Annotated in this window: 18 protein-coding genes; 7 read left to right on the forward strand and 11 right to left on the reverse strand. The window is 66.0% G+C overall.

The window, feature by feature from the left end:
• Window positions 1–122: 122 nt before the first annotated feature.
• From JNG39_RS05540 to JNG39_RS05555, 4 genes are read right to left on the reverse strand one after another with little or no spacing between them, the layout of a single operon-like run.
• A complete protein-coding gene (locus JNG39_RS05540) occupies window positions 123–638 on the reverse strand; it encodes a DUF3341 domain-containing protein (RefSeq protein ID WP_368310160.1) in 516 nt (171 codons plus the stop codon).
• Window positions 635–1,936 (reverse strand): NrfD/PsrC family molybdoenzyme membrane anchor subunit, encoded by a 1,302-nt coding sequence (nrfD, locus tag JNG39_RS05545; protein ID WP_368310161.1) that lies wholly within the window; start codon window positions 1,934–1,936, stop codon window positions 635–637. Before nrfD ends, JNG39_RS05540 begins: the two co-directional genes overlap by 4 nt.
• Entirely contained in the window at window positions 1,933–4,743 is a 2,811-nt protein-coding gene (locus JNG39_RS05550) for a TAT-variant-translocated molybdopterin oxidoreductase (RefSeq protein WP_368310162.1), read from the reverse strand. The genes nrfD and JNG39_RS05550 overlap by 4 nt, the downstream gene beginning before the upstream one ends.
• Entirely contained in the window at window positions 4,740–5,387 is a 648-nt protein-coding gene (locus tag JNG39_RS05555; RefSeq protein ID WP_368310163.1) for a cytochrome c3 family protein, read from the reverse strand. The genes JNG39_RS05550 and JNG39_RS05555 overlap by 4 nt, the downstream gene beginning before the upstream one ends.
• 148 nt (window positions 5,388–5,535) lie before the next feature.
• On the opposite strand from JNG39_RS05555, the gene fdhF reads away from it, so the two are divergent.
• Window positions 5,536–8,505, forward strand: a complete 2,970-nt coding sequence (gene fdhF, locus JNG39_RS05560; protein ID WP_368310164.1) for a formate dehydrogenase subunit alpha — start codon at window positions 5,536–5,538, stop codon at window positions 8,503–8,505.
• Complete coding sequence (locus JNG39_RS05565) at window positions 8,505–8,981, forward strand: DUF1641 domain-containing protein (RefSeq protein WP_368310165.1); 477 nt, start codon at window positions 8,505–8,507, stop codon at window positions 8,979–8,981. The genes fdhF and JNG39_RS05565 overlap by 1 nt, the downstream gene beginning before the upstream one ends.
• A gap of 116 nt (window positions 8,982–9,097) precedes the next feature.
• On the opposite strand, the gene JNG39_RS05570 is transcribed toward JNG39_RS05565, so the two are convergent.
• Window positions 9,098–9,877, reverse strand: a complete 780-nt coding sequence (locus tag JNG39_RS05570) for an IclR family transcriptional regulator (protein WP_368310166.1) — start codon at window positions 9,875–9,877, stop codon at window positions 9,098–9,100.
• A gap of 162 nt (window positions 9,878–10,039) precedes the next feature.
• On the opposite strand from JNG39_RS05570, the gene fucP reads away from it, so the two are divergent.
• Together fucP and JNG39_RS05580 are read left to right on the forward strand one after the other, a co-directional pair.
• Window positions 10,040–11,326 carry an L-fucose:H+ symporter permease gene (fucP, locus tag JNG39_RS05575; protein WP_368310167.1) on the forward strand — a complete coding sequence of 429 codons (1,287 nt, stop codon included), beginning with the start codon at window positions 10,040–10,042 and terminating at the stop codon, window positions 11,324–11,326.
• A complete protein-coding gene (locus tag JNG39_RS05580) occupies window positions 11,323–11,667 on the forward strand; it encodes an L-rhamnose mutarotase (protein ID WP_368310168.1) in 345 nt (114 codons plus the stop codon). The genes fucP and JNG39_RS05580 overlap by 4 nt, the downstream gene beginning before the upstream one ends.
• A gap of 233 nt (window positions 11,668–11,900) precedes the next feature.
• Here JNG39_RS05580 and JNG39_RS05585 read toward each other — a convergent pair whose 3' ends face one another.
• The 6 genes from JNG39_RS05585 to JNG39_RS05610 form a co-directional block, all read right to left on the reverse strand.
• Window positions 11,901–13,043 carry an L-lactate dehydrogenase gene (locus JNG39_RS05585; RefSeq protein ID WP_368310169.1) on the reverse strand — a complete coding sequence of 381 codons (1,143 nt, stop codon included), beginning with the start codon at window positions 13,041–13,043 and terminating at the stop codon, window positions 11,901–11,903.
• Between the two features lie 6 nt (window positions 13,044–13,049).
• Window positions 13,050–14,369, reverse strand: coding sequence for an L-fuconate dehydratase (locus JNG39_RS05590; RefSeq protein ID WP_368310170.1), 1,320 nt, complete (start codon window positions 14,367–14,369; stop codon window positions 13,050–13,052).
• 36 nt (window positions 14,370–14,405) lie between these two features.
• On the reverse strand, window positions 14,406–15,263 hold the full coding sequence (locus tag JNG39_RS05595; protein ID WP_368310171.1) for a fumarylacetoacetate hydrolase family protein: 858 nt from the start codon (window positions 15,261–15,263) through the stop codon (window positions 14,406–14,408).
• 10 nt (window positions 15,264–15,273) lie between these two features.
• The gene (locus JNG39_RS05600; RefSeq protein WP_368310172.1) at window positions 15,274–16,020 is read right to left on the reverse strand and encodes an SDR family oxidoreductase; all 747 of its coding nucleotides are present in this window, start codon (window positions 16,018–16,020) and stop codon (window positions 15,274–15,276) included.
• 112 nt (window positions 16,021–16,132) lie between these two features.
• On the reverse strand, window positions 16,133–16,966 hold the full coding sequence (locus JNG39_RS05605) for an amidohydrolase (protein ID WP_368310173.1): 834 nt from the start codon (window positions 16,964–16,966) through the stop codon (window positions 16,133–16,135).
• Window positions 16,963–17,946, reverse strand: coding sequence for an aldo/keto reductase (locus JNG39_RS05610; RefSeq protein ID WP_368310174.1), 984 nt, complete (start codon window positions 17,944–17,946; stop codon window positions 16,963–16,965). Before JNG39_RS05610 ends, JNG39_RS05605 begins: the two co-directional genes overlap by 4 nt.
• A gap of 385 nt (window positions 17,947–18,331) precedes the next feature.
• Between JNG39_RS05610 and JNG39_RS05615 the strand changes: the two genes are divergently transcribed.
• The 3 genes from JNG39_RS05615 (at window position 18,332) to JNG39_RS05625 (ending at window position 23,779) form a co-directional block, all read left to right on the forward strand.
• Window positions 18,332–21,037, forward strand: coding sequence for a TonB-dependent receptor (locus JNG39_RS05615; RefSeq protein ID WP_368310175.1), 2,706 nt, complete (start codon window positions 18,332–18,334; stop codon window positions 21,035–21,037).
• Window positions 21,038–21,140: 103 nt separating this feature from the next.
• The gene (locus JNG39_RS05620; RefSeq protein WP_368310809.1) at window positions 21,141–22,727 is read left to right on the forward strand and encodes an alpha-L-fucosidase; all 1,587 of its coding nucleotides are present in this window, start codon (window positions 21,141–21,143) and stop codon (window positions 22,725–22,727) included.
• Window positions 22,724–23,779: a glycosyl hydrolase family 18 protein gene (locus tag JNG39_RS05625; RefSeq protein WP_368310176.1), complete on the forward strand. Its 1,056-nt coding sequence runs from the start codon at window positions 22,724–22,726 to the stop codon at window positions 23,777–23,779. The genes JNG39_RS05620 and JNG39_RS05625 overlap by 4 nt, the downstream gene beginning before the upstream one ends.
• Window position 23,780: the final 1 nt, after the last annotated feature.

The raw sequence follows: 23,780 nt of genomic DNA on the forward strand, positions 1-23,780 counted from the left end.
CTCCCACCCCTTCGGTAGCCGCCTTGCTACCGAGCGGGTGGGCCGGGAATCCTTCGGTAGCGAACCTACTGCCGAAGGGGTGGGGGCGGGCGCTGTCCACGAACGTGACGGAGCGAGTACTTTCATGCCGGCACCTCCGCATGGCGGAGCGGATGCAGCCGTTCGGCATCGTGCGTCGAACGATGTTCGTCCCAATACGGATCGTCCGCGCGAATCAGCAGCAGGAAGCCGTCGCGACTCGCCTCATCGAACCATTCGACGTTGAATTCCGGGCGGTACAGAGCCGGCCGGGATCCAGCGAAGAACGCGAAGACACCGGCGATCACGGCGAACAGGATCGCGACTTCCAGCGCCGCGGGCACGAAAGCGGGCCAGCTCGCCAAGGGGCGTCCGCCGGCGTCGATGGGATAGGCATGGGCCGACACCTGCTGAAGCACCAGGGTGCCCACACCGCCGAACAGCCCCGCGATTAACATCGACGGCGCGATGCGGCGTCCCGTACGCGGCGGCTCGAGCCCTTCGAGGGCCCATGGGGCGAAAGTCTCCATCCGCGAATACCCCATTTCACGCAGGTAACCGACGGCCTCGACCAGTGAGGCTTCGTCGCGCATCTGCAACAGGCGTCCGTACACGGTCATCGCAAAGCCTCCGTCCGCCGCAGTTCGGCGATGGCAAGCACCGGCAACCAGCGCACGAAGAGCAGGAACAGCAGGCCGAACAGGCCGATCGAGCCAAGCAGGAACACGATGTCCCAAAGGGTGGGATAGAACATGCCCCAGCTCGACGGCAGGTAGTCGCGGTAGAGGCTGGTAACGATGAGCATGAAACGCTCGAGCCACATGCCGGCCAGCACGCCGGCAGATACGAGTACGAGTACGAGGCGGTTCCTGCGCGCGGCGGGCCACCACAAGGCCTGGATCGCCACGCTGTTGAGCGCGACGGTGGACCAGAACGTCCATGCGTAAGCGCCGTGGAGGCGATGTGCGATCACGGCGGTTTCGAAGGGATCGCCCCCGTAATACGCGGTGAATACCTCCGCGGCATAGCCGTAGGTGACCACGCAGCCCGCCGCGAGCATCAGCTTGGCCAGCTTGTCGAGGTGAACGTCGGTGATGTAGCGGCCCAGCCCATAGGCCCGTCGCATCGCCAAGCTGAGCAGGATCACCATCGCGATGCCGGAGAACAATGCGCCTGCCACGAAGAACGGTGGAAAGATCGTCGAATGCCATCCCGGCAACAGGCCTTCGGAGAAGTCCAGCGCCACCATGCTGTGCACCGAAAACACCAGAGGCACCGCGAGCGCGGCCAGGAGGCGCGTGAGCGTGGCATGCCGTCGCCAGTCGGCGGCTTCGCCGCGCCAGCCCAGTGCCAGCAGGGCGTAGAACACCTGGCGACCGCGCGTGGTGGCCCGATCGCGCACGGCGGCCAGGTCCGGCAACTGGCCCACGTAAAAGTACAGCGCCGATACCACGACGTAGGTGCCGATGGCGAAGAAGTCCCAGGTCAGCGCGCTGCGCCATTGCGGCCACAGGCCCATCTTGTCGGGGTAGGGCATGATCCAGTACGCGAACCACGGCCTGCCCAGGTGAAGCACGGGAAACAGGCCCGACACGGCCAGGGCGCACAAGGTCATCGCCTCCGCGTGGCGGCTGAGGGCCGAGCGCCACCCCTGCCGCGTGAGGTGCAGCGCCGCCGAGATGAACGTGCCGGCCATGCCGATGCCGATCCACCAGACGTAGTTGGTGATGGCGAACGACCAGGCCACCGGCATGTCGATGCCCCAGATGCCCACGCCGCGAACGAGCAACACCACGATGCCACCGGCGAGCATGACGGTGAGGGCGAGCGACATGGCGAACAGGATCCACCAGCCGCGGCCGCCATGCCGTCGCAGCGCGATGCCGGCGATCTCGTCGGTGATGGCAGCGGCGCTCATGCCTCGCTCCAGTCTGGATGCGGGTGTCGCCATGCGGCGAGGTAGATGGTGCGCGGGCGTGTATTCAGTTCTTCCAGCAAGGCGTACTTGCGCGGTGAGGCATGCGCTTTTGACACCGACGACGACGGCGTGCAAAGGTCGCCGAACACGATGGCGCGGGTGGGGCAGGCGTCCTGGCAGGCGGTGGTGACCTCGCCATCGGCGATACGGCGACCTTCGCGATCGGCGGAGGCGTGCGCCTGCTGGATACGCTGCACGCAGTAGGTGCATTTCTCCATCACGCCCTTGGCGCGTACGCTGACCTCGGGATTCCGCATGGCGTCCAGGCTCTCCCGTGCGAAATCGGCGTAGGCGAGGAAATTGAATCGTCGCACCTTGTATGGGCAGTTGTTCGAGCAGAAGCGCGTGCCGATGCAGCGGTTGTACACCTGCAGGTTCAGGCCTTCGCCGTCGTGCACGGTGGCTTCGACCGGGCACACCACCTCGCAGGGCGCGTGTTCGCAGTGCATGCAGGGCACCGGCTGGTGATAGGTGGCGGGGGCGGTCGGTGATCCCTCGTGGTAGCGGTCGACGCGTATCCAGTGCATGCGACGGCCCAGCTTGACCTGGCCCTCGCCGACCACGGGGATGTTGTTCTCCGACTGGCAGGCGATCGTGCAGGCATTGCAGCCGATGCAGGCATCGAGATCGATGGACATGCTCCAGCGGTACTCGCCGGAGGGCGCGTCGGGGTAGAAGCTGGGGGGAGTGCCGCGCGCAGGTTGTGGGGGATGGCCGGGCGTTCCCACGCGGATGATGTCCCGCCGTTGCATGTCCTGGTGGGCCTGGATCAGGGCGAGCTCGGTGCGTTCGCCCAGGGGCGTGAGGGTGAGGCCGCGTGCGTGCCACTGCCCGTCGCGGGCGCGTAGCGCGTAAGCATCGTAACCGTGACCCGCACCCAGTCCCGTGCGGCGACCGTGGCCGAGGGTGACGGTGACGCTGCGTTCGGCCTGGCCGGGTACGACCAGCACGGGGGCCTCGACGTGGCGGTCGCCGAGGTCGAGCCTCACCCTGTCGCCGTCGCGCAGGCCGCGGGCATTCGCCAGCGCGGGCGATATCCATGCGGCGTTGCCCCAGGCCTGGGTGGTGACGGGATGCGGCAACTCCTGCAACCACGCGTTGTCGGCATGGCGGCCGTCCCAAAGGTGCGGGTCGGGGCGGAAGACGAGTTCGAGGGTTTCGTCGGCGGGGCCCGGCGGGTCGTCCTCCGTCGGCGGGGCCGCGGGATCGGCGGGGGTGTCGGCGTGGAAAGCCCCGTCGCGTAGCGCCTCGGTCCAGGCATCGTCGTCCGCAAGCGTGGGCCATGTGTCCCTGATGCGACGCAAAGGATCGTCGGTGACGCCGCCGAGCAGCAGGGCCAGCACCTCGTGCGCGGAGCGGCCGTCGACGAGCGGTGCGATCACGGGTTGCACGATGCTCGCCACATCCTCGTCCCGTCGCAGGTCGGACCAGTATTCGAACGGGTGCAGTGCCGGGAGATGCCACTGCGCCTGCCGTGCCGTTTCGTCGACGTAGCGGCCGAGGTGGATCGTGTTTCGCGCGAGGAAGCCGAATTCGGGGAGGGTGTAGGCCGGGTTGCTTTCCAGTATCAGCAAGGTGTCCACCCGCCGGGCCGTGAGCTGCGCGAGCAGGTCGGCGGTGTCGCTCGGCGGAGCGTGCGTCGGTGCGGTATCGCGGCCGAGGTGCCGATTGATCGCGTGCACGGTCGCGTGAGCCGAAAGCGGCAGGTAAGGACCTGCCAGCACCTGCGCTTGACCACGGTGATCGAGCAGGTCCTTCGCGATGAGCCCGATGCGATCGGCGACGTGACGGTCGCCGATCACGCCGCCCACGCCGGCCACGGCGGGTGAAGGAAGTCCGCAGGCTTCGGCGAGCATCCCGATGAGAAAGGGCATGTCGCTGACCGCCACGGGCCATACGTGATCGGCGTTGCGCCCCGTGAGCGAGGGCGTGGGCTCGATGGCATATAGCCGGGTGGTCTGCTCGGTATCGGCGCGTGCCGCAGCGAAATCGCGCGCATGGCGGACGTGCCCGGGAGCCGTGCCGAGGGGGTCGGCGTCGAATGCCACGATGATGCGCAAATCCGCCAGGTCCCAAGTCGCATTCGCCCCGCCAGCCGGTTCATGGACGTGCCAGCGCGCGCCCGGGTACCGCCTGAGCAAGGCATCGCGCTGTCTTGCCAGCGTCGGCGAACGGATGGCTCCGCTCAGTACGTGCAGGCCGTCGCCCGAGGCGGCGAAGCGGCGCCGGAGATCGGCGGCTTCCGCTTCGAAGTCGGCCCAACTTGCGGGTTGGCCTTGGCGCAACGGCGCACTCGAACGGGCGGGGTCCCAGAGATCGAGGACGGCTGCCTGCATGCGCGGGTCGCTGCCGCCGAGCGTGGCGGGGTGCTTCGGATTGCCGTCGACGTGCATCGGCCTGCCGTCGCGCAGTGCCACGAGCAAGCCGACGACGTCGTTTCCGGTATCGATCGCCGTGGCATAGCGCGCGCGGTGCCGCGCCGTGTCGCCGCCACGACCCAGTTCGGGCACGATGCGTTCCGGCGGAGGACCCGAACATGCACCGAGGCCGGCGAACGCGATCGAGGCGCCGAGCAGGCGAAGGAAACCGCGCCGATCCAGCGTCGGTTCGATGGTGGCCAGTCCGGGCCAGGCGTTCTCCAGCAAGGGACGCTTCGATGCATCGTCGAGCAGTTCCTCGAGTGCGCGCCAGAAGCGTGGCGTGCCGGGAGCGGGCAGGGCATCGCGGAGGGCGTCGGTGGCGTTCATCGATGGCAGACCGAGCAATCGGTGAGGCGGCGGCGGTCGACGCGGTAGGCGTCGACCAGGTGCATGCCCAGGGCGTCGTCGTTGGGGGACGGATCGCGCAATGCGAAGACCTCGTCGCGCGATCGCACGGCGCGTTCGGGATGACGATGGCAGTCGAGGCACCACTTCATCGTCAGCGGAGCCACGCGCCGCATCAGCGGCATGCGTTCGACATGGCCGTGACACGACACGCAGCCCACGCCCTTGGCGACATGCACGGAATGATCGAAATAGACGAAGTCCGGCAAGTCGTGCACGCGCACCCAGCGTAGCGGCACGCCGGTGCGCCAGCTATCGACGAGTGGCGCCAGTACGGGCTGGTCCGTAAAAAGTTGCGAATGACAGGTCATGCAGGTGGACACGGGGGGCATGCCCGCGAAGGCGTCGGTTTCCACGGTCGAATGGCAATAACGGCAATCGAGCCCGACCTCGCCGACGTGGTGCTGGTGGCTGAATGGCACCGGTTGTTCCACGGCCTCGCCTTCGCTCCCCGGTCCTGCGGTGACCACCCGCCATGCCGCCACGCCGGCAACGGCGACGACGAGCATGGCGAGCGCCATCAACGTGGCATAGAGGCCGGAACGTGGGTGAAAGATCTGGGCCATACCCCTCGTGACTCCGGCATATCCCGGTCGACGCTAGTGGTGCGGCCGTGCGCGAGATGTGAAGCGCTCCATGCGCGACGTATACCCGGCGTGGCCGTTTTCGGGCGGACGATGCATGCCACCGAGGCCCCGCGCGAGAGGAGTAGGCATGTCCGGCCTGGAATTCAGCATCGTCGTCGACGGCCTTCCGCGCGATACCCATGAGGGCGAACGACTTGTCGACCTGTTCGTGCGCCACGGCATCGAGATACCGCACGTCTGCTACAACCAGGCGCTCGGGCCCTTGCTCACGTGCGATACGTGCTGGGTGGACGTGGACGGCGAACCGGCGCGGAGCTGCAACGTCATCGTGCGGGACGGCATGGCGGTTTCAACACGGGATGCGCATTCGCTCGCTTCACGCGAGGAGGGCATGGATCGCGTGCTGTCGAAGCACGAGCTGTACTGCACGGTGTGCGAACACAACACGGGCGACTGCACCCTGCACAACACCGTCGTGGCGATGGACATGCCGATCCAGCGTTACCCCTTCGTGCGCAAGCCCTACCTGAAGGACGCCAGCAACCCGTTCTACACGTACGATCCCGACCAGTGCATCCTCTGCGGCCGGTGCGTGGAAGCCTGCCAGAACGTCGAGGTGAACGAGACGTTGAGCATCGACTACGCCTCCGGGCATCCGCGCGTGCTCTGGGACGGCGGCGAACGCATCGACGGCTCCAGTTGCGTGTCGTGTGGGCACTGCGTGACGGTTTGCCCATGCAATGCCTTGATGGAAAAGACCATGCAACCGGACGCCGGTCCCTTCACGGCGATGCCCGAGGAAACCAAGCGCCCGCTGATCGATATCGTGAAGAACCTGGAACGCAACATCGGTGCCCCGCCGATCACCGCGGTCTCGGAGATCGACGCGAAGATGCGGCAGGCGGAGATCCGTCGCACCAAGACCGTATGCACGTATTGCGGCGTGGGCTGCTCGTTCGAGATGTATACCCGCGACCGGCACATTCTCAAGGTGCAGCCGAGCGAGGGACCGGCCAACGGGATATCCACGTGCGTCAAAGGCAAGTTCGGCTGGGATTTCGTCAACGATCCCGAACGGCTCACCACGCCGCTGATCCGCGAGAACGGCGCGTTTCGCGAGGCGGGGTGGGACGAGGCCCTCGACCTGGTCGCCTCGCGGCTGCGCTCCGTGCACCACCGCTATGGCCCCAAGGCGTTGGGCTTCATCGGTTCGAGCAAGGCGAGCAACGAAGAGGCTTATCTCACGCAGAAGATCGCCCGCCTCATCTTCGGGACCAACAGCGTCGACAATTCGTCTCGCTACTGCCAGAACCCCGCCACGATGGGTCTGTTCCGTACCGTGGGCTACGGCGGCGACGCGGGTTCCATCGCCGACATCGCTTCGGCCGATCTGGTGGTGCTGGTAGGCTCCAACACGGCCGAATGTCATCCGGTGATCGCGTCGAAGATCAAACGCTCGCGCAAGCTCGGTGGGCAGAAGCTGATCGTGGTGGACCCTCGCCGCCACGAGATGGCCGAGCGCGCCGACATCCATCTGTGCGGCAGGCCCAGCACCGACCTGGTATGGGCCAGCGCCACGGCACGGTACATTTTCGACCAGGGGTGGGAAGACCGAAGCTTCCTCGCCGAGAAGGTCAACGACGTGGAAGCCTATCGACGTTCGCTGGAGCCCTTCACGCTGGAGTTCGCCGAGCGGGTCACCGGCCTGTCGCGCGACGACCTCGTCGCCGCCGCCACGATGATCGCGAAAGCGAAGAGCGTGTGCCTGCTATGGGCCATGGGCATTACCCAGCACACGCACGGATCGGATACCAGCACGGCGCTGTCGAACCTGCTCCTGGTGACCGGTAATTACGGCAGGCCCGGCACGGGCGGCTATCCCATGCGCGGGCACAACAACGTGCAGGGCGCCAGCGATTTCGGCTGCCTGAAAGACGTGTATCCCGGGTATGAGAAGGTCACCGATGCCGCCGTGCGGGCGAAGTGGGCCGAGGCCTGGAAGGTGCCGGTCGAACGGCTCTCCGACGAGGCGGGCCTGGACAACTTCCAGATGGTGGTCGAGGCCGCCAAGGGCAACGTCAAGGCCATGTGGGTCATCGGCGAGGAGACCGCCATTTCCGACGCCGACACCGCCAACGTCGAGAAAGCCTTTTCAGGGATCGAGTTCTTCGTGGTGCAGGACATGTTCCTCGGTCGCACGGCGCAATTCGCCGACGTGGTGCTGCCGGCGTGCCCCAGTCTGGAAAAGGACGGCACCTTCACCAATACCGAGCGCCGCATTCAACGGTTCCACCAGGTGTTTCCGCCGCTGGGCGACAGCAAGCCCGACTGGTGGATACTCAACGAGGTCGCGAAGCGGCTGGGCCATGACTGGGGATATACGGGACCTGCGGACGTGATGCACGAATGCGCGGGCATCGCGGAGATGTTTGCCGGCGTGACCTACGAACGGCTCGAGGGTTGGCGGTCGTTGCAATGGCCGGTTCGCGAAGACGGCACCGACACGCCGTTGCTCTATACCGACGGCTTCAAGTTCCCCGATCGCAAGGCGAAGCTGTATCCGCTGGAATGGAAGGAGCCCGGCGAGCAGGCCGACGCCGAATACGACCTGATGGTCGACAACGGTCGCCTGCTCGAGCATTTCCAGTCCACCAACCAGTCGGGGAAGGGCGGGCGCATCACGTCGCTGTCGCCGGAATGGTTCGTCGAAGTGGGGCCCGACCTCGCGCGGGAGCGCGGTATCGAGGACGGCACGTGGGTGCGACTCGCATCGCGCCGCGGCAGCGTGGAGCTGCGTGCGCTCGTGACCGACCGGGTGCGTGGCAATACGCTGTACCTGCCCATCCATCATTCCAAGCCCGGTGTGAACGCGCTTACCGGCGAGCATCACGACCCCGACGTGAACACGCCGGGTTACAAGGAACTCGCCGTGCGCATGGAGAAGCTCGATCGTCCGCAGGGCGAAACGCCGCTACCCCGCCGTAATTTTCGTTACGGCACGCGCACGCCCAACCATGGGCCCGACGCCACCACCAAGTGGTCGCGCGACGATTACGTGCCGCCGCCGACGCGCATGGCCCATCCGGAGAAACTGTAATGGCCGAGCCTGTCGAATACCGCCCGAGGCCCACGCCGACCGAGCCCTCGGCATACGAGGAACTCGACCGCCTGGTGCAGACGCTGCATGAGCAAGGTTTGTTGCGACTGGCGAACGATCTCGCCTCCGCGAACAAGGGCATTGTGGAGATCCTCGTTCGGGGCCTCACCACGCCTGGCGCGCAGAATGCGCTGCAAAACCTGGGCGCCGCCGCCATGGTGTTGGGACGTGTGCCGCCCGGAACGTTCTACCGCGTCGCGGACGCGGCGCGGCTGGCGCTCGAGCGGCTTACCGAGAGTTCCCCCGATCACCCGGCCCCTGGGGTTCGGGGTGCCTATCGCCTGCTCAACGACGACGACGCGTGGCGTACGCTAGGACCGCTCGTGGAGGCGCTCGGCGTATTCGGTCGGGCCATGTCGCGCCCGCCGCCGGAGCGACCGATCACGGAGTATTCGGGGAAGGAAAGCGAGGCGTGAAGGCGCCATATCTACGGTGACCTTCGCCGATACGATCGGCTCCCACCCCTTCGGTAGCGGCCTTCCTACCGAAGGGGTGGGAGCCGATCGCATCGGCGAACCGGGCGAAGCGGCGCCTATGCCATGCCCGCGCCGGGCGCCCCATGCGAGAGTTCCCGCGAAATCTCCGCCGCCGCGTCCATCACCAGGCGCGACGTCGCTTTCATGTCCACCTTTGCGCCGCGACGCGCCAGGAACGGCACCGTCAGGGCGCACACCGCGTGGTTGCCTTCGACGATCGGCGCGGAAAGGTCGGTCACCCCATCCACCACTTCGCTCGGGATACGCGCGAGCCCGGCGGCGCGAATGTCCTTGATGGTCGTTTCGATCTTGGCGCGCTTGAGGCCGGGCTCGTGTTCGAGCAGGGTGCGGAGCCAGCGTTCGCGGATGTCGTCGGTCTGCCAGGCGAGCAGTACGTAGCCCGAGGCCGAGTGGGACATCGGACGGCGGTGACCCACGCGCACCACCAGACCCGTTTCGCCGGGCGGATCCACGCGGGCGATCACCACGATCTGCTCCTGCGAAGGCACCACGAGGTGGCATGACTGGTCGATGTCGTCGGCGAGTCGATGCATCACGGGCATCGCCGTCTCGACGAGGTTCTTCACCGGCGGCTGCTCCATGCCCAGGCGGAACAGGCGCGGTGTGAGCGAATAGGCTCCCTCGCCATCGGGACGCGCGATGTAGTCGCGCTCCTCGAGCACCTGGAGCATGCGAAAGATTTCGCCGCGCGAGCGGCCGACGCCCTCGGAGATCTCGGCGATGGACAGCGGCTGCGTTGCCCGGGCGAGCAACTCGAGGATGTCCAGCCCCTTGTCGAGGGCGGGAGCACGGTATTTCGGCGACTCTGCGGGCATGGCATTCCGTGGCGGCGTGAAAGGATGGCGCGTGGCGAGTCTAGCTTCGGGGCGAGCCGGATCGCCATACGCGCGCGTCTATGTTGCGTCGCAGCTTGTTATGCAGGTAAATATCGAGTTTATATTTGCACAATATACGGGGCGGGTCATGAGGAGGGAAGCATGCAGCAGCACGTGGCACTAGAGACCGCGGCCCGGCACGGTGTGGTCCGGACGGCCCTGTTCCCGTTGGCCCTGATCGTCAGCCTCTTCTTCCTCTGGGGCGTGGCGAACAACCTCAACGACGTGCTGGTGGCCCAGTTCAAGAAGGCCTTCACGCTATCGGATTTCCAGGCCGGGCTCGTGCAGAGCGCGTTCTACCTGGGTTACTTCCTCGTCGCGCTTCCGGCCGGCATCTTCATGCGCCGCTTCGGCTACAAGGCCGCGGTGGTGTTCGGCCTGTTGCTCTATGGCGTCGGCGCCTTGCTGTTCTGGCCGGCCGCGGCCACGGCCACCTATGCCACGTTTCTCGTCGCGCTGTTCGTAATCGCGGCGGGATTGGCCTTCCTGGAGACGTCCGCGAATCCGTACGTCACCTTGCTCGGTCCGCGCGAATCGGCGGCTTCGCGACTGAACCTCGCCCAGGCCTTCAATCCGCTGGGTTCCATCACCGGCGTGCTGATCGGCCAGCATTTCATCTTCACCGGTGTCGAGCGTTCGTCCGCGCAGCTGGCCGCGATGGACGCCGCCGCCCGCACGGCGTTCATGAAAAGCGAAGCGGCGGCGGTGCAGATGCCTTACCTGGTGATCGGTCTGGGGGTGATCGCCTGGGCCGTCATCATCGCGATCACGCGCTTTCCGCCCGCCACGGTCGCGGACGAAGCGCATGCGGCGGAGAAGGGCGTGCTGGGCCGCCTGCTGCGCGACTGGCGCTTCATGGCGGCGGTAGCGGCGCAGTTCTTCTACGTGGGTGCTCAGGTGGCGGTGTTCAGCTACATGATCCGCTATGCGCAGGCGACCATGCCGGGCACCGCCGAACGCACCGCGGCCAACTACATCACCGCGGGCCTGCTGTGCTTCATGGCCGGGCGGTTCGCCGGCGCCGCGCTGATGAAACACCTGCGGCCCGCGCGCTTGCTGGGTACGTTCGCCGCGATCAACGTCGCGCTGGCGGCGTTCGCCGCCTTCGTGCCGGGCCAGATGGGCATTTATGCGCTGGTAGCCTCCAGCTTCTTCATGTCGATCATGTACCCCACCATTTTCGCGTTGGGGATCGAGGGACGCGGGGATACCGAGCGCAAGTTCGGCGCCTCACTGTTGGTGATGTCCATCGTCGGTGGCGCGGTACTCACTGCGGTGATGGGGGCCACGTCCGACTGCCTGGGCATCGCGCATGCGATGGTCGTGCCCATGCTCTGCTTCGTGGCCATCTTCGCCTTCGCGCTGATTCGCCGGGGGGCGCGGGCATGACCTGGCAATGCCTCGCCCTCGACCTGCGCGACGATCCGGCACTGATTGCGGAGTACGAACGCTGGCACCGGAAGGAATTCATCTGGCCGGAGATCGTGGCATCGATCCGTGAAGCGGGGATCCTCGACATGCAGATCTTCCGCACGGGGAACCGGCTGGTGATGCTGATGCGGGTGGGAGGGGACTTCGACGCCTCCGCGAAAGCGGCGGCCGATGCGGCCAGCGAGCGCGTGCAGGCGTGGGAGGCGTTGATGTCGACGTTCCAGCAGCCGTTGCCCTGGGCGAAGGCTGGGGAGAAGTGGGTGCCGATGGAGCGGATTTTCGACCTGGCGGGGTGTTGAAAGAGCCGCAGGGGATGTTTCGCCAAAACCGGAAGCACGGCGCCAGGTTCCTGCGTGCGCAGGAACGACGTGAGGGATATCCCCGGGCGGTAATCTCGTAGCTCGTCGTTCCTGCGTGGGCGGAAGCGACGTGAGGGAGATCCCTCGGCGCTAAATTTCGTAGCTCGTCGTTCCTGCGTACGCAGGAACCCGGCGCGATGCGCACGGTCGTCGCGATGAGGTGATGCGGCTTTTCACCCGCGCCAAAGAATGTCCGAAGATACCCGCGTGGCATCCAGCGCGCCGGTCAGCGCCATGCTCACGCTCAACTCCCGCCGGATGATCTCGATGGCCCTCGTCACCCCGGCCTCGCCACCCGCACCGAGCCCGTAGAGAAACGCCTTGCCGATCAACCCGGCACGCGCTCCGCGCGCGAGCGCCTTGAGCAGATCCTGTCCGCTCGTGATCCCGCTGTCGAACAACACCTCGATATCGCCGCCCACGGCGTCCATGATCGACGGCAGCACGTCGATGGTCGCGGGCGCGCCGTCGAGCTGGCGACCGCCATGGTTGGACACCACGATCGCATCCACGCCGTGCGCCACCGCCTCGCGCGCGTCCTCGGCGTCCATGATGCCCTTGACGATGAGTTTCCCCGGCCAGATCTCGCGGATCCATTCCAGGTCGTTCCAGGTAAGCGTGGGGTCGAACTGCGCGGCGATCCACTGCGCGAGCGTGGTGAGGCTGTCGGCGCCCTTGATGTGGCCGTCGAGGTTGCCGAACGAGCGGCTGGGCGCGTTGAGCACGCTCCAGATCCAGCGTGGCTTGCTCGCGATGTCGAAGAGGTTGCGCAGGGTCACCTTGGGCGGCACGGTCAGGCCGTTCTTGATTTCGCGATGGCGCTGCCCTTGCACGGTGAGGTCGGCGGTGAGCATCAGCGCGGAGCAGCCCGCCGCATGGGCGCGGCGGATGAGATCGCGGGTGAAGCCGCGATCGCGCATCACGTACACCTGGAACCAGAATGGCGTTTCCACCGCCGCGCGAACCTGCTCGATGGAACAGATGGACACCGTGCTGAGGCAGAACGGAATGCCTGCCTTCGCCGCCGCGCGCGCGCCGTGGATTTCGCCGCTGCCGCATTGCAGTCCGGCCATGCCGGTGGGGGCGATCGCCAGCGGCATGCTGACGGGTTGGCCCGCGATGGTGGTGGCGAGCGAGCGGTGGTCGACGTCGCCCATCACGCGCTGGCGGAAGCGGATGCGTTCGAACGCACGGCGGTTCTCGCGCAACGTGACCTCGTCGTAGGAGCCGCGATCGGCGTACTCGAAGAACGCGCGGGGCACGCGACGGCGCGCGAGGTCGCGCAAGTCGGCGATGTTCGTGATGGGCGTGGGCATCCCGCGTCAGCCGTCGGCGGCCACGGGCAGGGCACGCCACACGATGCCGTCGGGGAACAGGTGGTCGCGCACGGACGACTCGTGCATCTGCGCGGAGAAACCCGGTGCGCTCGGCGCCAGGTAGCGCCCGCGTTCGATGCGTACGGGGTCGACGAAATGCTCGTGCAGGTGGTCCACGAACTCGATCGCGCGGTCTTCCTTCTTGCCGGTGATGGCGACGAAGTCGGCCATGGCCAGGTGCTGCACCAGTTCGCACAGACCCACGCCGCCGGCATGGGGAAAGACGCGCACGCCGAAATGCGCCGCGAGCAGCAGGATGGCGAGGTTTTCGTTCACGCCGCCAACGCGCGCGGCGTCGATCTGGATGAGGTCGACCGCTTCGGCCTGCAGCAGCTGCTTGAAGATGACGCGGTTCTGCCCGTGTTCGCCAGTGGAGACGGGCGTGGGTGCGATACCGCGGCGGATGGCCGCGTGGCCCAGCACGTCGTCGGGACTGGTGGGCTCTTCCACCCAGGCCAGGCCGATGTCTTCCAGTGGACGCAGCCATTCGATGGCGGTGCCGACGTCCCAGCGCTGGTTGGCGTCCACCGCGATGGCGACATCGGGCCCGACCGTTTCGCGGGCGAGGCGGCAGCGGCGGATGTCGTCTTCCAGGCGCAGACCCACCTTGAGCTTGATGGTGCGGAAGCCGTCGTCCACGGCCTGCCGCGCGAGGCGCTGCATCTTCTCGTCGGTGTAGCCGAGCCAACCGGGCGAGGTGGTGTAGGCCGGATAGCCTTCGGTTTCCAGCTGCGCGATGCGCTCGCGCTTGTGCGGTTCGGCCTCGCGCAGGATCGCCAGTGCCTGCCCGGGCGTGAGCGCGTCGGTGAGGTAGCGGAAGTCGATCTGGTCGACGATCTCCTCCGGCGTCATGTCGGCGATGAAACGCCACAGCGGTTTGCCCGCGCGGCGCGCGGCGAGGTCCCAGGCGGCGTTGATGACGGCGCCGATGGCCATGTGCATCACGCCCTTTTCCGGGCCCAGCCAGCGCAATTGCGAATCGCCGTTGAGTTCGCGGGCGAAAGCGCCGAGGTTGCCCGCGATGTCGTCGACCGCGCGCCCCACCACGACGTGTTCCAGCGCGGCGAGGGCGGCGGTCTGCACGTCGTTGCCGCGACCGATGGTGAATACCAGGCCGTAGCCGGCCAGGCCGTCGGGGCTGTCCGTGCGCAGCACCACGTAAGCCGCCGAATAGTCGGGGTCGGGATTCATCGCGTCGGACCCGTCATGGGCCAGCGAGGTCGGAAAGCGGACGTCGAACGTGTCCAGCGCCGTGATTTTCACCATGCGATCCGGCCTCCAGCGCCGGCAGCTCGAATAAGGTCAGGATCGGTCCGACGGGTGGGCCACCACGTCCTGGCGTTGCCGGCCCAGTCCCTCGATGCCCAGTTCGATGACGTCGCCGGGCTTGAGGTAGGTGGGCGGCTTCAGTCCCAGTCCCACCCCGGCCGGCGTGCCGGTGCTGATGACGTCGCCGGGCATCAGCGTCATGTAGCGGCTGATGTAACTCACCAGCGCGGCGACGCCGAACACCATGGTGCGCGTGTTGCCGGTCTGGTAGCGATGGCCGTTCACTTCCAGCCATAGCGACAGGTTCTGCGGTTCGGGCACCTCGTCGCGGGTGACCAGCCACGGTCCGATCGGGCCGAAGGTGTCGCAGCTCTTGCCCTTTACCCACTGGCCGCCGTGCTCCAGCTGGAATGCGCGCTCGGAAAGGTCGTTGATGACGGCGTAGCCGGCCACGTGGTCGAGTGCGTCGTCGACGCTCACGTCGCGGGTGACCTCGCCGATGATCACGCCCAGTTCCACTTCCCAGTCGGTCTTCACCGAGCCGCGGGGAATCACCACGGTGTCGTTCGGACCACCGATGGCGGTGGTGGCCTTCATGAACAGCACGGGCTGTTCGGGTACGGGCGCGCCCGTTTCCGCGGCGTGGTCGGCGTAGTTCATGCCGACGCAGATCATCTTGCCGATGCCCGACACGGGCGCGCCGTAGCGCGGCTCGCCTTCGACCCGCGGCAGCGTGGCGGGATCGATGGCGGCGAGGCGCCGCAGGCCGGCGTTACCGATGGCGTCGCCGGCGAGGTCGGTGACCACGCCGGAGAGATCGCGCAGATGGCCGTCGCCGTCGATGAGGCCTGGTTTTTCCTGGCCGGGTGCGCCGTAGCGGGCGAGTTTCATGGTGTTTCCCTTAGTTCGACCAGCCGCCGTCGATGACGTGCACGGTGCCGGTGGTGAAGGACGATTCGTCGGAAGCGAGGTAGACGGCGAGGGCGGCGATCTCGTTCGCGTCGCCCAGGCGGCCCATCGGCTGGCGTTCGATGAAGCCTCGCCATGCGGCGTCCTCGTCGCCGCCGAGGGCGCGCACGCGGTCGCCCAGCGACGGTGTTTTCACCGTGCCGGGGCAGATGGCGTTGCAACGCACGCCGCGCGCTACGTAATCGGCGGCGACCGAACGGGTGAGGCCGATCACGGCGGCCTTGGTGGTGCCGTAGGCGAAGCGGTTGGGCACGCCCTTGATGCTGGAGGCCACCGAGGACATGTTCACGATGCTGCCCTTGCCGCGTTCGAGCATGCCGGGCAGCACGGCGCGGCACGTGTGGAACATGCTGTCGACGTTGATCGCGAAGGAACGGCGCCAGCTCGTTTCGTCGGTGTCGAGGATGGTGCCGGCGTGCACGAAGCCCGCGCAGTTGAACAACACGTCGATGGCACCCGCGCCGTTCACCACGGCCTGGATCTGCGCCGGATCGGTCACGTCCAGGCGATGCGTGGCGATCGACGGGCGCTCGGCCTTCAAACCGGCGAGCGCCGTTTCGTCGATGTCGGTGGCGACCACCGTCGCGCCTTCGGCGGCGAAGGCCAGGGCGGTGGCGCGGCCGATGCCGGCGCCCGCGGCCGTGACCAGGGCATGTTTGCCTGCGAGGCGGCCGCTCATGCAAGGCTCCCTTCGCCGATGCGATCGGCTCCCACCCCATTGGCAGGAAGGTGGCTACCTAATGGGTGGGAGCCGATCGTATCGGCGATTCCCGCGTGGCTCGTTCTCCGGGTCATGGCGAAGTCCTCGTTGCGATGGCATAGGTGGCGAGCGCATTGCCGCCGAAGATGGCGTCGATCGCGCCGGGCGCATGGCGTTGCACGAGCCCGCGAGCGCAGGTCTTCCACGCGTCGTAGCTGGCGTGCGTGGTGAGCACCGGCCAGTCGCTGCCCCAGATCAGGCGCGACGGACCGAAGGTGTCGAAGAGGTGAGAAACGTAAGGCTCCAGCGCGCGTTCGTCGGCGATGGGGCCGGTCAGCGTGATCAGCCCGGATAGCTTGCAGTACACCTCGGGCATCCGCGCGAGGCGCGCGATGGCGCGGCTCCATCCGGCGAATCCGTCCCCGGCGATGTCCGGCTTGGCCGCGTGATCGATTACCGTGCGTATGTCCGGATGCCTGGCAAGGCGTTCGTGCAGTGCGGGCAGGTGCCGGGCATCGACGAGGGCGTCGAAAACGAGACCTCGGTCGCGCAGGGCGTCGAAGGCGGCGTCGAGCGAGGCCGAAGCCAGCCATCCGGTGTCGGCAATGTCCTGCACCATGGGGCGGATGCCGCGAAGCAGCCCGTGTCCATCGGCGATCAGTGCATCCAGGCGCGAGGCCACGTCGGCGGCTTCCATGTCCACCCAGCCGACCACGCCGAGTACGTTGGGCACGGTGGCCGCCAGTTCGAACAGATAACGCGTTTCGCGCTCGTCGGGCGCCGCCTGCACGAGGATGCACGCATCGGTGAGGTCGGTGGCATCCTCGGGGAGGAATTTGCGTTGCAGCGCCGCCGGTGCATCGGCCAGCCAGCCGTAATGCAAGCGCGATGGATTCCAGTAATGCCGGTGGGCATCGACGATCATGGCGTCGGTACCCCGGCCTCGATCAGGCCCGCCGCACGGAGCGCTTGCCACGTAGCCGCAGGAACGGCATCGCGCCGCCGGGCCAACGCGGCGTCGACCTCCCGCACGGAACGCAGCCCGCACACCACGCTGGCTACCGCCGGATGAGCCAGCGGGAATTGCAGCGCGGCGGCACCGACGTTGGCTCCCGTCTCGCGACACACCTCGTAGAAGCGTTGGGCACGTGCACGGATGTCCGGCGTGGCCGGTGCGTAGTCGTAGGTGTCGCCGGGGCGGTCGTTGCCGCCGAGCAGGCCCGAGTTATAGGGCCCGGCGACCAGGATCGAGATGCCCGCGGCGTCGGCGCGCGCCATGACCTCGCGACTGGCGTGCTGCTCGAACAGCGTGTAACGCCCGGCGAGCATGATCGTGTCGAGGGGGAAGCGAGCCATCACCTCCAGGCAGACCGCCTGTTCGTTCACGCCGATGCCGATGGCCCCGACCAGGCCTTCCTCGCGCATCCGCGCCATGGCGGGCAGCGATTCGTCGAGCGCCTGGGCGAGGATGCGCGGATGATCGGCACCATGGGTGAGGGCGCCGATATCGTGCAGGAAAAGGATGTCGACGTAATCCGTGCGCAGGCGGTGCAGGCTGGCCTCGAGGCTGCGCCGCAGGCCGTCGCGGCTGTAATCGAAGCGCGCGCGACGCCCCTGTACGGCGAATCCGTCGGCTCGGCCGTCACGGCCTTCGGCGTCCTCGATGACGCGGCCCAGCTTGGTGGACACCGTGTAGCTGCCGCGCGGTACCTCGGCCAGCGCCGTGCCGAGCCGGGATTCGCTGAGGCCGAAGCCGTAGTAGGGGGCGGTGTCGAAGTGGCGGATGCCTTGGTCCCACGCGTGGCGGATGGTGTCGAGCGCCTGGACCTCGGGTACTTCCGCATAGAGATTGCCCACGGGCGCGCCACCGAAGGCGAGGGGCGAGAGCGGCTTTCCCTGGGTCATCGTAGGGTCCCGAAGCGTATGAGCGTTAATGAATACTACGTTTATATGTGAACTTGTCTAGTACTGTATCCAAACCCGTCGCTTCGAGCATGCGCCTTGACGGTTTGCGAAAACGCCCGTGCGCTTTCATAAAAAGTCCGTTGCATCGCAGCTTGCCCCCTACAAAACGTATGTGAATACTCAGTTCGCCAGTGAACGGATTCGCGGGAAACGTGCATCCTGAAAATGACAACGTTGTCGGCGAGGGGTCGGCGGGTTGTCGTGGTGTTTCCCGCAGGCACTGAAGGCGCCAAGGCCAACGGCGCGATGTCCATCCAAGACCAAGAAAGAAACGCACGCCCGCAAGGGCGGGGCCCCACCACGCCATCGTTTCGGGGGAGACACCATGACCAACGGCAAGACCTTGCTGTGCGCGAGCATCCTTTGCGCGCTCGCCACCGCAGCCCACGCGCAGGACGCGGACGCCACGCAGCCCACGCAGGATGCCAAGCCCCGCACCGCGCAACAGCGAGCCGAGGAAAAGCAGGCGCAGCAACTGCAGGAGGTGACCGTCACCGGTTATCGCGGCAGTCTGGAAAAAGCCATCGACGTCAAACGCAACGCCAATGCCGTGGTGGATGCGATCAGTGCCACCGACATCGGCAAGTTTCCCGATACGAATGCCGCCGAATCGCTGTCGCACCTGCCGGGCATCACGGTGGATCGGCAGTTCGGCGAAGGCGAGAAGATCAGCGTCAACGGCACCGATGCCGCGCTCAATCGCGTGCTGCTGAACGGTCAGACCATCGCGTCGGGCGACTGGGGCGGCAATCCCACCGATACCAGCGGCCGCACCTTCAACTATTCGCTGCTGTCGCCCGAGATCATCGGCCTGATGGAGGTGTACAAGTCGCCCGAAGCGCGCATCGACGAGGGCAGCATCGGCGGCACCGTGATCATCCACACGCGCAAGCCGCTCGACCTGCCAGCGAATACGCTGCGAGGCTCGCTGGGCTACAACTACAACGACCGCTCGGAAGAGGGCAATCCGCGCGGCTCGGCGTTGTGGAGCTGGAAGAACGCCGACAGCACGTTCGGCTTCCTCACCAGCGTCACCCACGACAAGGAAAACCTCTCGCGCGCGGGCATCGAGTTCTTCGGCTACACCACCGGCTCGGGCATCACGAGCAACCCGAACGTCACCGGCGACCCGAACTACGCCAACGCCAAGATCCCGGTAGGCATCAACAGCGCCTATTTCCAGCAGGAACGCGAGCGCAACGGCATCCAGTCGGCCTTGCAGTGGCGTCCCGACGACCGCAACGAGTTCAACCTGACCGGTCTGTACGTCAAGGGCAAGTACAACAACTTCAGCGAGTCGCGCTATGTCTGCCCGGGTTGCGGCGATCTCAACAAGCTGACCGACATCAACGTCGACAACGGCTACATCACCTCGGGCACGGTGTCGTCCACCACGGGTAACGGCCAGCCCTACGCCGAACTGGACGCCAACTATCGCAAGACGACGGTGTCCACCAAGAGCATCAACCTGCGCCACGATTTCAACGGCGACGCCTGGGTATTCACCAGCCAGGTGGGCTACACGGCCGCGCGCGGCGGCAAGAGTCCCGAGTACCTGATGAAGTACCTGCTGCAGAACGGCGGCTACAACTTCGGTTACGACGGCCGGAATACCAGCGTGGACTACCAGAACGGCTCGGCCGCGAACTGGGGCCTGCCCGGGTCGCCGCCGGGATCGCCCCCGGGCGACACCAGCCTGCCGGGGCAGAACCAGGCTGGCGGCATCTACTACGAGACCACGAAGGATCGCGAGCGCTACGCGCAGTTCGATGCCTCACGCGACCTGGAGTGGGGGCCGATCAACAAGATCCAGATGGGCCTGAAGTACACCAACCACTTCAACGGCACCGACTCGCGCGGCAACCGCATCAACACCACCGATCCGGTGTCGCTGGACGACTTCGAGCCGGGCATGACCCCGGGCGGCCTGTTCGACGGCCTGCATGCCAGCGGCGACCTCACCGACTGGCCCACGGCCAACCAAGGCGCCGTGGTGGATTACCTGAAGTCGCAGCCGCAGGGACCGTACACGCTGAACTACCCGGCGATGTTCGGCGTGGCCGAGGTGACCAAGGACGCCTACCTCCAGGTGGATTACCAGTCGGGCCAGTGGCGCGGCAACGTGGGCGTGCGTTACGTCGATACCAAGGACACGTCGTCGTATTACCTGAACAGCGACGTCGACCCGACGTACAACAAGGTCACCACCACCACGCACTATTACAAGCCGTTGCCGTCGTTCAACCTGGCTTACGACATCGACGAGGACAAGGTCGCGCGCCTGTCCGTGTCCAAGGTGCTCGCCCGCCCGCGCTACGGCGACCTGGCCGGTGCCACCACGCTCAACGGCGCGAGCACGGGTAATTTCACCGCCAGCGCGGGCAATCCGAACCTGAAGCCGTACCAGTCCACCAACGTCGATCTCTCGGCGGAGTGGTATTTCGCGCCGGCCAGCCTGCTGTCGGCCGAGGTCTTCGTGCGCAAGATCGACAGCTACATCGTCACCACCACGGCGGATCGTTCGATCACCGACCCGACCACCGGGCAGACCAACGTCTATTCGGTGACCTCGCCGATCAACGCCTCCAACGCCAAGGTGTCGGGCCTGTCGCTGATCTATCAGCAGGATCTCGGCTACGGATTCGGCATCCAGACCAATTACACCTACAGCAAGGCCACCACGCAAACACAGGACGATGGCGGCAAGCTCAACCTGCCTTACCTGTCGAAGAACACGGTCAACATCATTCCCTACTATGAGCACGGACCCTGGTCGGCGCGCATCAATTACAGCCGCCGATCGCCGTACTTCACCCAGGTCGGGCGACTGAATTCGAACGTATTCGCCGATGCGTACAAAGAGCTGGATGTCAGCGCCTCGTACCAGATCAACCAGTGGATGGGCGTTACCTTCAGCGCGACGAACCTGCTCGATTCGACGTATTACCAGTATGCCGACATCAAGTACGCGCCCATCGGGGAGTACAAGAGCGGGCGGACGTACTCGATGACCCTCAACTTCAAGCTTTAGCATGAGACCGGCGGGGGCCTCATCCCTGGGCTCCCCGCCGGTCGCTTTTTATATGAAAGTAGCTACCACCTCGCCGGACGTGACGGTATGGAAGGAGATGCTCATGATGCGATTGGCCTGTTTCATGGCGGCGGCCCTGTTCGGCTTCGCCGTCCACGCCGAGACCTCGCCGCAAGCCCAGGACATGGCCTGGCAAAAGGCGGCGGCGAAATTCGCCCCGGAGCGCAAGGCGATCCTCGATAAGGTGGCCAAGGGCGTGGCGGCCGGTCCGTTTCGGCCGGACTGGGCCTCGTTGCAGGGCTACCGATCTCCCGGCTGGTACGACGACGCCAAGTTCGGCATTTTCGTCCATTGGGGCGTCTACTCGGTACCGGCGTTCGGCAGCGAATGGTACTCGCGCAACATGTACCAGCAGGGCACCAAGGAGTTTGCCCATCATGTGGCCACCTACGGACCGCAATCGCGCTTCGGCTACAAGGATTTCGTGCCGATGTTCAAGGCGGAGCATTTCGATCCGGATGCCTGGGCAACGCTGTTTCGCGAGGCCGGCGCGAAGTACGTGGTGCCGGTGGCGGAGCACCACGACGGCTTCGCGATGTACGACTCGAAGCTGTCGGATTGGACCGCGGTGAAGAAGGGTCCCAAGCGCGACGTGATCGGCCTGCTCGCCAAGGCGATCCGCGGGCAGGGCATGCACTTCGGCGTGTCGTCGCATCGCGCCGAGCACGACTGGTTCTTCGACGGCGGTCGCCGTTTCGATTCGGACGTGAACGATCCGGCCAACGCGGAACTGTACGGCCCGGCGGTGGCGCACCTGAGCAAGCACGACGAGATCCTTTCCGACGACTGGACCTACGTCTCACAGGCCTGGCTGGACGACTGGCTGGCGCGCACCGCCGAGCTCGTCGGCGACTACCACCCCGACCTCATTTACTTCGACTGGTGGATCGGCCACCCCACCTTTCGCAACACGCTGCCGGACTTCCTGTCGTATTACTACAACGACGGCGCGAAGCGCGACGGCGTGGTGGTGAACTACAAGCTGGGCGACCTGCCCGAGGGTGCCGGCACGCTCGACATCGAACGCGGCCAGCTCACCGGTATCCATCCCACGCACTGGCAGACCGATACCTCGATCAGCAACGAGTCGTGGGGCTATATCGAGCACGACACCTACAAGTCGCCCACCTTCATCATCCATTTGCTGGTCGACGTGGTCAGCAAGAACGGCAACCTCATGCTCAACGTCGGACCGCGCGCGGACGGCACCATCCCGCAAGCGGCACAGGACACCTTGCGCAGCGTGGGGGCTTGGCTAAAGACCAACGGCGAGGCGATCTACGGCAGCAAGCCCTGGCGTACCTTCGGCGAAGGACCGACCGAGGTGAAGGGCGGCATGTTCCAGGACACCAAGACCAAGCCGTACACGCCCGAGGATTTCCGCTTCACCACGGGTCACGGCAAGCTCTACGCGATCGAGCTGGGCTGGCCGAAGGGCAACGACGTGACGGTGCATTCGATCCAGCCCACGGACAAGGTCACCAAAGTGGAACGCCTCGCCGATGGCGGCACCGTGGCGTTCACGCAGGACGCCAAGGGCCTGCACCTGCGTCTTCCTTCCCACCCCGTCGGCAGCGATGCGTACGTCTATCGCATCACGCTGGCGAATCCCATCAAGGCCTCCCCATGAAACGATGGTTGTTGTCGCTCGCCGCTTGCGTCCTCTGGATGCCCCTCGGCGCCTTTGCCAAGGCGCCGGTGGCGCTGTTCTACATGATGAACACGCAGAAATCGATCGCGTCGCTCGAAGCGCACGTCGACAAGATCGACCTGCTGGTGCCGACCTGGTATGGCGTGGACCAGAACGGACTGGTGTCGGGCGGCCCCAACGAGTACGTGCTCGACATCGCGAAGAAGCACCGCCTTCCGGTGATGCCGATCGTTTCCGCCGGCGGCGACCGGGCGAAGTTCCATGCGCTGCTGGGTGACGAAAAAGCCAAGCGCGCCATGATCGAGAGCCTGATCGAGCAGGCGAAGCGACATGGCTACGTCGGCTATCAGTTCGATTTCGAGAACATCGCCTGGACCGACCGCGATGCGTTCACGTTGCTGACGAAGCAGACGTACGAGGCGTTGCACCGGCAGGGACTGCAGCTGTCGGCTGCCGTGGTGCCGAACGCGCCGGGCCATGCGGGGGAGGGGGCTTTCAGCAAGTGGATCTGGGAGTACTGGCGCGGAGCCTACGATCTGAAGGCGCTGGCGCAGGTGCTCGATATCGTCTGCATCATGACCTACGACCAGCACACGCGCTGGACCACGCCTGGCCCTGTCGCCGGGATGCCGTGGGTGATGGAGAACCTCGAATACGCGCTGAAGGTGGTGCCGAAAGAGAAGCTGTCGTTGGGTATCGGCCTATACGGTTACCACTGGTATGCCGGCAATCCGGTGAAAGCCGGCGGAAAGGAAGATTCGAACATCTCGGCGAGCTACATCGACGCCGACGAATCGTTTCCCCTGGCCAGGCAGTTCAACGTGACGATGCAGTGGGATCCGGTGGAACACGAGTCGTGGTTCTATTTCTACCGTGACCAGATGCGGGAATGGGTGTTCCTGCCCGACGCGCATGCGTTTCGCGATCGTTATGATGTAACGAAGCAATATGGGTTGCAGGGCTTCTGCGCCTGGGTGCTGGGGGCGGAGGATCCGAAGATCTGGGACGTGTTGCCCGACGCCGTTCGCTGAC

The sequence above is a fragment of the Luteibacter sp. CQ10 genome, assembly GCF_040900725.1.
In the GTDB taxonomy this organism is placed as follows: domain Bacteria; phylum Pseudomonadota; class Gammaproteobacteria; order Xanthomonadales; family Rhodanobacteraceae; genus Luteibacter.